The sequence below is a fragment of the Nannocystis sp. RBIL2 genome (genome assembly GCF_026626745.1).
GTDB lineage: Bacteria > Myxococcota_A > Polyangia > Nannocystales > Nannocystaceae > Nannocystis.
On sequence record NZ_JAPNJW010000001.1, the window covers coordinates 1,093,282 to 1,106,450 of the forward strand.

At 72.5% G+C, this 13,169-nt stretch carries 9 protein-coding genes; 3 read left to right on the plus strand and 6 right to left on the minus strand.

From position 1 onward, the window contains the following. Positions 1 to 2: 2 nt before the first annotated feature. The gene (locus tag OV090_RS04385; protein ID WP_267702203.1) at positions 3 to 1,091 is read left to right on the plus strand and encodes a hypothetical protein; all 1,089 of its coding nucleotides are present in this window, start codon (positions 3 to 5) and stop codon (positions 1,089 to 1,091) included. A 114-nt stretch (positions 1,092 to 1,205) separates the two neighbouring features. On the opposite strand, the gene OV090_RS04390 is transcribed toward OV090_RS04385, so the two are convergent. From OV090_RS04390 to OV090_RS04415, 6 genes are all read right to left on the minus strand, one after another. Then, positions 1,206 to 3,011 (minus strand): SMI1/KNR4 family protein, encoded by a 1,806-nt coding sequence (locus OV090_RS04390; RefSeq protein ID WP_267702204.1) that lies wholly within the window; start codon positions 3,009 to 3,011, stop codon positions 1,206 to 1,208. A 273-nt stretch (positions 3,012 to 3,284) separates the two neighbouring features. Next, on the minus strand, positions 3,285 to 5,483 hold the full coding sequence (locus tag OV090_RS04395; RefSeq protein ID WP_267702205.1) for a bifunctional (p)ppGpp synthetase/guanosine-3',5'-bis(diphosphate) 3'-pyrophosphohydrolase: 2,199 nt from the start codon (positions 5,481 to 5,483) through the stop codon (positions 3,285 to 3,287). Between the two features lie 97 nt (positions 5,484 to 5,580). After that, positions 5,581 to 6,444, minus strand: a complete 864-nt coding sequence (locus tag OV090_RS04400) for a rhomboid family intramembrane serine protease (RefSeq protein WP_267702206.1) — start codon at positions 6,442 to 6,444, stop codon at positions 5,581 to 5,583. A gap of 37 nt (positions 6,445 to 6,481) precedes the next feature. Then, positions 6,482 to 7,768, minus strand: coding sequence for an endonuclease/exonuclease/phosphatase family protein (locus OV090_RS04405; protein ID WP_267702207.1), 1,287 nt, complete (start codon positions 7,766 to 7,768; stop codon positions 6,482 to 6,484). A 14-nt stretch (positions 7,769 to 7,782) separates the two neighbouring features. Next, on the minus strand, positions 7,783 to 8,526 hold the full coding sequence (locus tag OV090_RS04410; RefSeq protein WP_267702208.1) for a hypothetical protein: 744 nt from the start codon (positions 8,524 to 8,526) through the stop codon (positions 7,783 to 7,785). A gap of 390 nt (positions 8,527 to 8,916) precedes the next feature. Beyond that, the gene (locus tag OV090_RS04415) at positions 8,917 to 9,903 is read right to left on the minus strand and encodes a hypothetical protein (protein ID WP_267702209.1); all 987 of its coding nucleotides are present in this window, start codon (positions 9,901 to 9,903) and stop codon (positions 8,917 to 8,919) included. Between the two features lie 288 nt (positions 9,904 to 10,191). On the opposite strand from OV090_RS04415, the gene OV090_RS04420 reads away from it, so the two are divergent. Continuing rightward, the gene (locus OV090_RS04420) at positions 10,192 to 11,472 is read left to right on the plus strand and encodes an erythromycin esterase family protein (RefSeq protein WP_267702210.1); all 1,281 of its coding nucleotides are present in this window, start codon (positions 10,192 to 10,194) and stop codon (positions 11,470 to 11,472) included. 514 nt (positions 11,473 to 11,986) lie between these two features. Continuing rightward, positions 11,987 to 13,078, plus strand: coding sequence for an RNA ligase (ATP) (locus OV090_RS04425; protein WP_267702211.1), 1,092 nt, complete (start codon positions 11,987 to 11,989; stop codon positions 13,076 to 13,078). Positions 13,079 to 13,169: the final 91 nt, after the last annotated feature.

A 13,169-nucleotide genomic window follows, 5' to 3' on the forward strand; every position in this document is an offset into this window, starting at 1 on the left:
CGATGACCCGCTCGGTCCTCGTCCTCCTCGGCCTCGTCGGCCTCGCGCCGGCCGTCCACGCCGCCGGGCCCGTCGGCGCCGTCACTGCCGACTGCGCCGGCGTGGCCGGCTGGGCCCAGGATCCGGACGCCCCCGCCACCACGATCGACGTCCACCTCTACTTCGACGGCCCCGCCGGCTCCCCGACCGCCGTCGGCGTCCCTGTCACCGCCAACCAGGTCCTCGCCGTCGGCTGTCGCGGCGAGCAGTGTCAGCACGGCTTTCACGGCGCCTTCCCGCTCAGCCGTCTCGACGGTCAGCCGCACATCGTCCACGCCTACGGCATCGACACCAACGGCGATCCCAACCTCGAGCTGTCGGGCTCGCCCGCCACCTATGCCTGCCCGCCGCTGCCGGTCGTCGCCGGCGTCAAGCGCCACATCGCCGGACCCTCGATCCTCGATCTGTGGCACTTCTCGACCTACTTCGACCTGATGAAGGTCGCCGACCTCGACATCGCCGGCACCCCGATCGGCACCACCGTCGACGGTCCGCCGCAGCTCGCCGTCGCCGAGGGCACCACCGCCCCGCTGTGGCTGCTCGATCAGGGCTTTCGCCGCCTCGTCGCCCCCGAGATCGTCGGCGCCTGGCGCTTCGATCCGGCCGCCGCCGCGGTGATGCCGGCCGACACCATCACCGGCCTGCCGGAAGGCACGCCGCTGGCAGGTCGACCGATCCTGGTCCAGGGGACAGGTCCCGAGGTCTGGCTGCTCGACGAGCACCAGTGCGGCGCCGACGATCCGCACCCCGCCTGCGCCGGGCCGGAGAGCCCGACCACCGGCGACACCGGCGACGAGCCGACCTCCAGCGGCAGCGACACGGGCGACGACACGGGCAGCGAGGGCGACCCGTCGGCGAGCGGCACGGAGACCACCGGCGACACCGGCACCACCGGAGCGTCCACCGCCTCCACCGACGGCGACACCGCCTCGAGCACGGGCGACGCCGACGCGTCCGGCGACGAAGGCGGCTGCGGCTGCCGCAGCGCCGCGCCGACGAGCGCCTGGCTGCTCCTGCTGCTCGCCCTCCCCCGCCCCCGCCGCTCGCGCTGACGCACCGACATGCCCGAGCGGACATGCCCGAGCGGGCATGCCCCTCACGACATGCTCGAGAGCGCATGCCCCGAAGGACATGCGCTCTCGGTCAGGCACCCACGAGCCAGCGGCTCAGTCGCTGCCCCACTGCTGCTTTGCGAGCCACGACAGGAAGTCGCGGCCGACCACGCGGCGGCTCTCCTCGTCGTGCCAGAACGACAGGATCTGCCCGACCCTGCCGCCCTTCGCGGGCGCCAGGTCGACCACGTCGTGGTTGCCGGAGCCGTCGTAGGTGACGGGCACCCACTCGGGGATCCACCACTTCTGCTGCACGCCGGGGCCCGGGTCGCTGTGGGCGTTGTCGCCGAACACGCCCTTGTCGAGCAGGTCCTTCCAGATCTTCCACTCGTCGGCGATCCGCGCCAGGGACAGCAGCTCGCGGCTCTCGACCACGAACTGGCTGCCGCCGCCGTCGTGCGCGAGGTACCAGGCCTTGACCTCGTCGGGCAGCGTCTGGCCGAGCGTCTGCTCGAGCTGGGCGATCGCAGCCGGGCTGGCGCCCTTGGGCAGCTCGACCCCGGCCGCGAGCGCGGCCGCCTCGATCGTGGCGATCAGCTTGGCCGGATCACCGCCGCCGGCCGACGGCTTGCCGCCGGCCTGCTTCGCCTTCGCCTGCTTCGCGCCCTTCGCCGGCGCGCTGCCTCGCTCGACCGGGCCGCTCTTCGTCGAACCGCCCGGGCTTCTACTGGAGTCGTCGGAGCTCTTGCCCGACTTCTTGCCCTTCGACCCCTTCGCGCCCTTGGCCGCGCTCTTCTTGGCCTTCGTGGTGCCCTTGCGCGGCGCCGCGACCTCGGTCTTGCCCGCGGCCGCCTTCGGCCCCGCGACCTTGGCGGCCTTCTTCGCCGCCTTCTTCGCCGGCCCCGCCTTCGTCGGCTTGCTCGCGCCCTTCGCTGGGGTCGCCGCCGCCGCCGCCTTCTTGGCCGCCTTGCGACCGCCGCGGGTCGTGGCCTTCGCCAGCACCGCCTTGACCGTGGAGGTCGCGGCCTCGACCGCGGCCTTCGTCACGCTGGCGACCGTCTGCACCGCATTCGCCAGGGCCGCCGGGGCGCCCTTGCCGGCCTTGGCCGCGGCCGACTTCTGCAGCGCCCGGTGGTGGGCCCGCTTCTTGGCCGACAGCCCCTTCTTCGGCGCCTCGGCAGCCTCGGCCTTCGCGCCCTTCTTCGCGGCCTTCTTGCCCGTCGCCGACTCGACCGCCTTCGCGTACTCGGCCAGCAGGTTCGCCTTCGCCGGCGCCTTCTTCGCGGCCTTCTTGCCCTTGGCCGCGTACTCGGCCGCCGGGGTCGACTTCGTGCCGTACTCGGCCCCCACGCCGGCCTTGGCCGCCTTCTTGCCCTTGGCGGCCTTCTTGCCCTTCGGCGCGTACGCGCCGGCGTCGATCACCTGGGCCGCGCCCTTGCTCGCCTCGGTCGCGCGCGGCGGGGCCAGCTTGCCGCGCTTCTTCCCCGCGCCCTTGGAGCCGGCGATCCACGGCGCCGCGGCCGTCTCGGTCACCGCCTCGGGCTTGGCACCCTTCGCCTTGCTCGCCGTCTTCGCGGCCTTCTTCGCCGACTTCTTCGCGGCCGGCGGTGCGGCGCTGGTCGCCTTCTTCGCCGCCTTCTTCGCCTTGCCCACGGCCGGCTTCGCCGCCTCGCTCGCGGCCGGCTTCTTGCTCGCCTTCTTCGCCTTGCCCGCGGCCGGCTTCTTCGTCGCCTTGCTCGCGGTCTTCCCGGGGGCAGCCTTGCCGCCCTTCGCCGCGCTCGCGGTCGCCGGCTTCGCCGAGGTCCCCTTGGCGGCCTTCGACGCCGTGCCGGTCGTCGCCTGGGTCGTCTGCTTCTTGCTCGCGGCCGCTTTTTGCTTCTTCGCCGCCGTCTTCTTCGCCCCCGCCGTCTTCTTCGCCATCCGGGTACCTCGCCTTCGCTTGTGTGATACACGCCGGATCGGCCGCTTCGCAAGCGCCCTCCGGGGCGGGGTGTGAATCGATCGACAATACCCGCGACGGCCGTCGGCTCGCCGCGGCAGCGACGAACGAACGGCGAATCGACGTAGGAGCGAGCCAGTCATGCAACCGGCGGCCTGGCCTTTCGGCCACGGCCACGCCGCCCATCGTGCCACCAATCGACGGAAACGCCGGGGATCTCCTCGCCCCACTGGGGGCACCCCGGCGAACTCGGCTCAGCCCGCCTGCCGGCGCGCCCGTTCGACCCCCGGGACCCGCTCGATCTTCGCCAGCACGCGCACCAATTGCTCGTTGCTCGACACCTCGAGGGTCGCCGAGATCGACGCCGACTGCTCCTTCTTGTTCGTCGTCACCGTCGTGCCGCTGACGTTGATCCCCAGGTCGGCGAACACCTCCACGATGTCGCGCAGGAGGCCGATCCGGTCGCTGCCCTGGATCAGGATCGTCACCGGATAGCGGCGGCGGTTCTCGTTGCCCCACGCGATCTCGATCAGGCGCTCGGGCTCGGGGCTGCTGAGGATGTTGGGGCAATCACGGCGGTGGATGGCGATGCCGCGGCCGCGGGTGATATAGCCGATCACCGCGTCGCCCGGCACCGGCGTGCAGCAGCGAGCCGGGTGGCTCAGCACCCCGGCCTGGCCCTCGACGCTGACCCCGCCGGCCGCCGCCGGCTTGCTCGTCGGTCGCTTGGGGCTGGCCTCGGGGACAGCCGCCGAATGCGAGGACGTCGCCGCCGCGGCCAGGCGCGCCGCCTCGGCCGCCAGCTTGGCCGCCTCCTGCTGCGCGCGCTCGGCGTCGAGGATCTTGGCCGCCACCGCCTGGGTGGCGATGTCGCCGAACCCGATCGCCGAGAACAGCTCCTCCGGCGTGTTGTGATTGGCGAACAGCTTGACGTACTCGTCGTGGCGCGGGCGCTCGATGCCGACGCGCTTCAGCTCGCGCTCGAGCGACTCGCGGCCCTGCACGATCGCCGCCTCGCGGCCCTGCTGGCGGAACCACTGCCGGATCTTGTGACGCGCGCTCGAGGTGATCACATAGCCGAGCTGGGGGCTCAGCCAATCGCGGCTCGGCTGGGGTGTCTTTTGGGTCAGGATCTCGACGCGGTCGCCGGTCTGCAGCTTGTGGTCGAGCGGCACGATCTGGCCGTTCACCAGCGCCCCGCGGCAGCGGTGGCCGACGTCGGTGTGGACGCGGTAGGCGAAGTCGACCGCGGTCGCCCCGACCGGCAGGTCGATGACGTCGCCGCCCGGCGTGAACACGTAGACCTGGTCCTGGAAGATGTCGGTCTTCAGCGACTCGACCATGTCGTGCGGATCGGTGACCTCCTTCTGCCAGTCGATCAGCTGCCGCAGCCAGTTGAACTTCGCGTCGGCCAGGCGCCCGGCCTTGCGGCTCTCCTTGTAGGCCCAGTGGGCGGCCACGCCGTACTCGCCGAATTGATGCATCTCCGCGGTGCGGATCTGGACCTCGAGCGAGCGCCCGCCGGGGCCGACGATCGCGGTGTGCAGCGACTGGTAGCCGTTCGGCTTCGGGCGGGCGATGTAGTCGTCGAACTCGCCGGCGATCGGCGTCCACAGGCCGTGGACGATGCCCAGCACCGCGTAGCAGTCGGGCACCGAGTCGACCAGCACCCGCACCGCGCTGACGTCGTAGATCTCGGCGAACGACACCCGCTTGCGCTGCATCTTCTTGTAGATGCTGTAGATGTGCTTGGGCCGGCCGCTGATCTTGCCGTGGATGCCGGCCTCCTCGACGCGCGACTGCAGCGTCAGGATCGCGTCGCGGATCATCCCGTCGCGCTCGTCTCGCTTGGCCGCCAGGGCCGCGCCGATCTGGCGATAGATGTCCGGCTCGAGCTCGCGCAGGCACAGGTCCTCGAGCTCCCACTTGAGGTGGAAGATGCCGAGGCGGTTGGCCAGCGGCGCGTAGATCTCGAGCGTCTCGCGGGCGATCCGCCGCCGCTCGGCCTCGTCGGTCAGGCTCCGCAGCGCTCGCATGTCGCGGAGGCGCAGCGCCAGCGCCACGATCACCACGCGCACGTCGGCGGCGATCGCCATGAACATCTTGCGCAGGCTCTCGCCGTCGTCGCCGGCCGGACGGTCCCAGCGCATCATCGCCACCCGGCGTACGCCGTCGACGATCGCCTGCGTGTCGGCGCCCAGCGCCTCGCCGATCGCCTCGAGCTTGATCGTGCCGGAGATGGCCGCGTCGGCCACCATCGCGGCCGCCAGCGCCGGTGGGTCGAGGCGCAGCTCGGTCAGCATGTCGGACGCGACCACCCCGCGCTGGGCCGCGGCCGCGTCGCCCGCCTCCGCCAATGCGTGGGCCTTGCCGACCAGCACGGCGCCGTCGCTGTACCGACCGGCGATCTTCTCGCGCAGGCTGTCGAGGTTGCTCTCCGCCGCCTTGACCATCGACTCGCACAATAGGTCCTGGCCCGGCCCCTCGCCAGCGAAATTCTCGCCACGTCCGCTGCACGTCGGCGCCCCGCGCCCTCCCGCCGGGCGAGGTTCACCGTGAGGGTCGCGCGCCTCGGCCCCGCAGGGCCCGCAGTCGCCCCGCGATCGCGCCGACCACCAGCCCGCCCGCCAGCGCCGCCACGTGGGCCGCGCCGCCGACCGGACCGACCAGTCCCAAGAGACAGGCGCCGAGCCAGCCCGCCGCCAGCACCACCTCGAGCTCGCCCGCCGCCCCTGCGCGCCGCTCGGCCGCGACGACGCCGACGAGCCCGAACACCGGCGTCGACAGGCCGATGCAAGCTGGCCCGAAGGACATGGTCTGAACGACATTGCCGAGAAGACCGAAGCCGATCACCATCGCCGCCAGCGCGGCGGTGCCCGAGCGGGCCTCGACGCGGCGCGCCAGCTCGGGCCACACCGCCGCCACGAACAGCAGGTGCAGCGGCCCCGAGTGGACGATCACCGGCGTCAGCCACTGCCACGGCGCGCTCGCCGACAGGCCGGCGGCGTCGGGCAGCAGCCGGGCGACCAGCGGCGAGTCCGGATCGCCGAGCCGGGTCATCACCGCCGCGATCGCGACGAACGCCAGCAGCGCCCACGTCAGCGGTGTCGGCGAGGCCCACGGCGCCCACGCGGCCGGCTGCGCCTGCGCGGTCGCATCCGGCCCCGGCGGCGCCACCCGGCTCTCGGCGCGGATCCGCTCGGCCTCGCGGGCCACTGCGAAGCGCGCGGCGCCCGGCTCGCGGCGAAACGACGCCAGCTCGTCGCGCACCCGCGGCAGCGCCTCCTCCTCGACCACCCACACCGTCCAGCCCTCCGGCGCCGGCCGCAGCCGGGCGGCGATGCCCAGGGTCAGCAGGTAGTCGGCGAAGCGCCGGGCCTGGCGCTGCTCCGGGATGACGCCGGCGGGTCGCATGCGGCCGCGAGACAACTACCAGCTTCGCGGCGCTATTTCACTCGATCTGCAGCGTCGCCGACTGTCCGTAATGGTCGGACAATTCGTGGCTGCCGGCCGCGCCGAAGTCGAGCGGCTCGGTGTACTCGAGCGCAGTGGCGACCACGCGGACGTGGCGCTCGACGTCGCGGATGAAGACGTAGTCGAGCCGCGCCGGGTACTCGGTCGCCCCGTACTGCTGGAAGTACAGCGAGTTGCAATCGGTGCCGGTGAACGTGTCGGCCGGGATCGTCGCGCAGCGGCCGGCCAGCGGCTCCTCGATGTACGGCCCGAACTCGAACGGCAGCAGCAACTGTCGCATGCGCGTCACGTCGTCGGCCGGCTGCAGCGCGCTGCGGCTGTCGTAGAGCCCGCCGTAGTGCAGCATCAGCGGGTACATCATCGCGTTGTGCCACCAGCCCGACAGCACCTCCTCGCCGGTGCTGCCGAATCGATCCTCCGGGTAATACGGCCCGGCGTTGAAGTCGCCGCCGACCAGCACCACGTCGCCGTCGTCGTGGCCCTTCGCCTGTCCGCCGAGCACCCGCGCCTGCACGTCGCGCTCCTGCCACAATTCGGGGAATGCGGTCAGGTGAGTCGCATAAAGGTGGATCCGCCGCCCGGTCGGCGCGTGCGTGAAGCTCCAGCGGATGAGCCCGCGCTTGATCCCGGGGCCCGGGAACAGCTCGATCTCCCGCTGCGCCGCGTACTGCGCCTCGCCGAACTCCTGCTTCGGATCGCCGATCAGCGCCTCGCGGACCAGGATCACCAGGCCGTGCTGCGCGTGCCTGTCCTCGCTGCCGGCGTAGATCGCATAGCCCTGCCGCTTCGCCTCGGCCGCGAAGCGCTCGACGTCGGCCAGCTCCCACGCCTCTTGCAAGAACAGCACGTCCCAGCCGTCGCCGAGCAGCCGCGCCGGCGCCTCGGCCCGCCGCTCGACGTAGTACGGCACGCCGACGTGCGTGAACGGATACCAGCGATTGAGCAGCCCGACGTTGTACGTCAGCACCTTCAGCGTCGCGGGCGCGGCCAGCGGCGGCAACGCTGCGTGCTCGCTCGCCTGCGCCGCCAGCAGCGCCGACGGATCCGGCGCCGCGGTGAAGCGCAGCCGCTCGGCGTAGAACAGGTCGCTCGTGCGCAGCGTGGCCCCGTCGTCCAGCGCCGCCGCCAGGTGCTGCAAGATCGGGCTGTCGACCAGCATCACCTCGTCCTCGGGCCGCGAGCCGAGGTCCTCCGGGATCTCGTCGTCGGCGCAGGCCGGCGCGAGGACCAGCAGGGCGGCGAGCGTGAGGCGGTGCGCGTTCATCCTGCGATCCTCCGTCAGAACCGACCGGCCAGCCCCAGGCCCGCGTAGCCCGGCCCCAGGCTCGGCGCCACCTGGACCTTCGCCGCGGACCGCGAATAACCTGTCCCATAAGCCAGGTGCGCCGCGCCGGCGAAGATCGCCCCCGCCCCGATCCAAAACGTCGTCTCGAGCGTCGTGTAGGCGCAGCGGTTGCTCGGACACGCATCGGCGATCGGCAGGAACAGCGCCCGCGACAGCGCCCACAGGCCCAGGCCGCCGGACAGCAGCCCGATCCCGACCAGGCGCATGCGCTTGGCGTCGCGGACCTTGCCGAGGCCCGCCTCGTGGCCGCCGCGGCGGTAGGCCCCCGCGGTCAGCAACCCGAGACCTGGCCCGAAGAACATCAGGTTGTTCCAGTTGGTCACGAACACCAGGTTCGCGGTGCTCCAGCGCGCGAACGGATCGGTGGGCACGATCTGCGCCGCGGTCGACCAGAACACCTCGAGCCCGATTCGCCCGACCACCCCGAGCCCCGTCAACACCCCGCCGGCGATCAAAAGCCCGCGCCCCGTCTTCGCCCGGGTCGGCCGCGCGGGCGCGATCGTCGGGGCGGGCACCACGGCGCCGGTCGCCGCCGGATCGGCCGGCGTCGTCGCCGGCGCGGCCGTGGCCTCCGTCCCGTCCACCGCCGTCGGCGACGCGGGCTCGGTCCCCTCGTCCGCGCGCACCTCCCCCGGCGAAGCGAGCGCGACGGCGAGGAGGAGCGACGACACGATCATGACGCCGCCCCACCATAGCGGCTCCGACGGCCGCTGTCATGACCGTCCCGCGCGCGAACCCGCACGCGCGCACCTGCTCGCTCGCCGCGAAGACGGGCGACCGGCCCCACGTAGCATGACCGCGAGGACAGGTTACGCCACGCGTCACCAATCGATGATTGCGCAGACGCGAGGCAACCGGACTCCCACGCGACCTGCCCGTCGCGTTCGCGGCGAACGTCACCGCTCAGCTCGCTCGGCCCACAGCGTGCGACCGGCCTCATGTCACCCGAGGACGGGTTACGCGACCGAAGCGGTCCTCGCTCCGGTAGCGACCCTCGGCGCACCGTCCAGCGACCGTGCTCCGGGACATGTCGTATCCGACATGTCCCCGAGCACATGCCCCTTCGGTCAGGCCGCGCGGCGGCGGCGGCGGGCGAACAGCAGGCCGACGCCGAGCACCCACGCGAAGCCGGGGTCGGCGCCGACGCTGCAGCCCTTCTTGGCGACCGGCGGCGGCTCTTGCGGCTCCGCGCCCGTGGGCGCCGGGGCGGGCGGCTCGGCGGGGGCCGGCGCGGCGCAGGCCAGCTCGAGCTCGACCGCCGGCGTCGTGATCACCTTGGCGCGGTCCGGCGAGGCGACCTCGACCTCGACCTTGTGGCGCCCGGGCTTCAGCGCCTCGGGCTGGTCGCAGGCGACGAACAGCTTGTCGGTGCCGGCCTCGCCGGTCCACGTGCGGCCCGGATCGACCTGGTTGCACAGGCCGCTGCTGGCGGTCCACACGGCACCGTCGACGCGGGTCTCGTAGACCAGGTAGTCGCGCAGCGCCTCGGCCTCGGCGGGCAGCTCGACCTTCAGGGTCGCAGTGGCCGCGTCGACCTCCGCGCTGCAGCTCGCGGGGTGGGCCACCTTGATCTTCTCTTGCGCCGGCGCAGACGCGGTCAGCTTCGCCTCCGGCAGCACCAGCGGCCCGGCCGCGATCGTCACCGTCGTCGTCGTCTCCGGGGGCGGCACGTTGGTCGCGGCCGGGTCGAGGTTCTTGCGGGTCTCGGCCGCCTCCGGCCCCTCGCGCACCGTCACCTCGTACACCTGGCCGGGCTTGAACTTCGCCGCCGGGACGATGACCTCGATCGGCCCCTTCTCGACGATCGTGTACTTGACCGGCACCTTCTTCTTGCCGTCGACGCGCACCAGCGTCACGCGGCCCTTCGCGCTGCTCAGCTTCTCGCCGCCGGTCCAGGCGAAGCCCTCCGCATCGGCCGGCACCGCGCCGCCCGCACCGACGTAGAGCTTGCCGCCGCCGAAGTCCTGCCGCAGGCAGGAGCACGCCTTCGCCTCACCCTCGCCCATGCTCGCCAGGGCCAGGCTCACCAGGACAACCATTCGTAAGAGTCGCATCGCGGGGGATGGTACACGGACGGGCCCGATCGTCAACCGCGGCCGTTCCACTGTCCGCTCGTCCGCGGACTGCTGGATCTCCCCGTGACTGTCGTAGCGATCGGCGAATCCTCCTCGTCCTGCCGGGGACCCCCTGTTTCTCGCGAACCTGTCACCCGACCGACCGAGGCTCGCGCGCCGGACGTGACATCGCAGCAAAGCGGAACCTCGCCGCGAGGACGGCGATGCGCCGGCGCAGCGCGCAAGATGCGGGCCGCGATCGCCGGGCCGTGTTAGCTTCGCCCGGGCGTGCGCCGGATCTCCCTCGCCCTCCTCCTCCTCGCCTCGGCCTGCGCCGGCAACCGAAATCTGCGCAGCGAGGCCCGCGTCGAGCTCGACGCCCTCGCCGCTCGCGGCGCGCTCAAGCCTGGCGAATCGATCGCCCCCGCCGCGCTCGCGCCCCTGGCCGCACGTTTCACCGAGGCGCGCATCATCGGGGTCGGACGCCCCCTCGCCGGCGGGCACGAGTTCGTCGTCCTCGCCCGCGACCTCTTCCTCGCCCTCGTCCGCGACCACGGCGTCACCGGCCTCGCGCTCGACGTCAGCATCCACGCCGGCTTCGCCCTCGACGCCTGGGTCAGCGCCGCCGGCGAGCCCGACCTCGACGCCCTCGACGCCATCCTCCTCGACCTCGACGAGCCCGCCCTGCGCACCGCCGAATTGCGCGACTTCCTCGCCGCCCTGCGAGCCTACAACGCAGCTGGCCCGAAGACCATGTTGCACGTCCACGGCACCGACCCGGGCGAGCTCGACGCGGTCGCCCGCGGCTACCTCGCGTACCTCCAGGCCGTCGATCCGGAGCACGCCGCGCGGGCCACCGCGATCCTCCGCGGCGGCGACGGCCCCGGGCTGGCCGCCCTGCTCAAGCGCCTCGACGAGCAGCGGCCGGCCTACGTCGAGCGCAGCTCCGCCTCCGCCTACGCGCGCGCGCGCATGCAGGCCGAGGCCGCAGTGCAGCTGCTCGACCAGGCCGAGAGCTGGGCCTTCGACGCCCCCGAGTTCCACCGCGCGCGCAACCTCGACCTCGCGCTGCAGCTCGGCGGCGCCCGCAACAAGCTGTTCTTCTGGGGCGAGAACCGGCGGGCCGCCGCCGACGTCCCGGGCGCTGCGCCCTCGGTCGGCGAGTATCTGCGGCAGTGGCACGGCCGCGGCTACGTCGCCGTCGGCGGCCTGTTCGTCCGCGGCCGCGCCGTGCTCGAGCGGACCGACGGCCGCCTGTGTCCCCTCGACCTCCCGCCCGCCCCTTCGGGCAGCTTCGACGCCGTGTTCGCCGGCCTCGCCGGCCCGGCGCTGCTGGCCGTCCCCGACCTCCTGCGCGGCTCGAGCCTGCAGCGCAGCCTCGGCGGCAAGCCGGCCATCCGCGCGATCGAGGGCGCCTACGACCCCGCCGACGCCGCCCGCTACAACGACGTCTACAAGTCGCTGGCCACCGCCTTCGACGCATTGCTGGTGGTCCCCGTGGTCACGGCCGCCGCCCTCGCCCCCGGCCTCGGCCGCCCCGGACCCGACGGCTGCGTCGAACTGCTATGATTCGCCGTCAATGATACCACCGCGCCGAGCGAGCATGTCGTGAAGGACATGTCCCTCCGGTCCGGCGAACCGCCAGCCCGGCGCCGGCGTCGGAAGACCTGTCGCAAAGGACATCCCGCCCTCTCGGGTCCTGCCATTGGCCGCCGACGTCCGCAGGCCGTCGGGGTTCGAGTTCGCGCTCGCGGCCGCAATCGACGGCTCGCGCGATCATGGCGTATTGACATCCGCGCCGGCTCTCGCGTACTCTCGTCCTCCCTGGGTCTCTATGTCGCTCGACGCCCGCACTCTGTTTTGCGCCTCCTCGTACGCCCCGGCCTTTTCGGCCGCTGCGGGCGTGCCAGGAGCGTATCCGGCGGCATCGGCGACAGTACGCTGATTTTGTCTCCGGGCCGCTGCGGCTCGTAACAATCTCCGGTGCGACCGTCCTGCGAGGCGGCCGCGTCGGCGGGCACGTCGGGTATCGCCGTGTCCGCGCATTTGCCAGGGACCTCGTCCAAGAAAGCGCAGGTACATCATGTCCAGCTTCGCCGTCCACGTCGTGCGTGTGGCCATCGAGCCGCACGAGAACGCCGACGCCCTCGAGATCGCCCGCGTCGGCGATTACCGCTCGATCGTCCGCAAGGGTCAATTCGTCAGCGGAGACCTCGTCGCATACATCCCGGAGCAGGCCATCGTCCCCGAGCCGCTGCTCGACGAGCTCGGCCTGCGGGGGCGCCTGTCCGGCAAGGACATGAACCGGGTCAAGGCGATCAAGCTGCGCGGGGTCCTGTCGCAGGGCATCGTCTATCCCGCCCGGCCCACCTGGTCCGAAGGCCAGGACGTCACCGCCGAGCTCGGCATCGTCAAATACGAGCCGGTCGTGCCGTCGCACATGAACGGCCACGTCTACGGCGCCGGCCCCGATCGCTGCGTCAAGTACGACATCGAGAACGTCAAGGCCTTCCCCGACGTCCTGCTCGAGGACGAGCCCGTCGTCTTCACCGAGAAGATCCACGGCACGTGGTGCCAGCTCGGCCTCGTGCCGAACGACGCGGCAGGCGAGCACGGCCCGCTGATCGTCAGCAGCAAGGGCCTCGCCGCCAAGGGCCTGGCCTTCACCCCGTCGGCGACCGAGAACGCCCACAACCTCTACCTCCGCGTCGCGCGTCACCTCGATTTCGAGGCCCGCGCCGCGAAGGTGTTCGCCGACGATCTGGCCGCCGGTCGCCCGGTGTTCGTGCTCGGCGAGGTGTTCGGCGCCGGCGTGCAGGACCTGTCCTACGGCTCCAAGACCGACCAGGACCGCAACCTCGGGTTCCGCGTGTTCGACATCTACACCGGCTGGTACGGCCAGGGCCGGTTCCTGTCGGACGCCGACCTGCAGGCCGCCTGCGACGCGCTCGAGCTGCCGCGCGTGCCCGTGCTCTACCGCGGTCCGTTCGGCCGCGCCGTGATGGCCGAATACACCGACGGCCGCGAGACCGTGTCCGGCCAGGCCCTCCACGTCCGCGAGGGCATCGTCATCCGCCCGCAGCTCGAGCGCCGTCACCCCGAGCTCGGCCGCGTCCAGCTCAAGAGCGTGTCCGAGAAGTACCTGCTCCGCAGCGGCGGCACCGAGTACAACTGAAACGAGTCGCGGCGCGCGGGCTTCCGCGCGCCGCGACTGTCGACATTCACGCGCGCTCACGAGAGAGCGGCGCTGATTCGCGGCGGGCGCT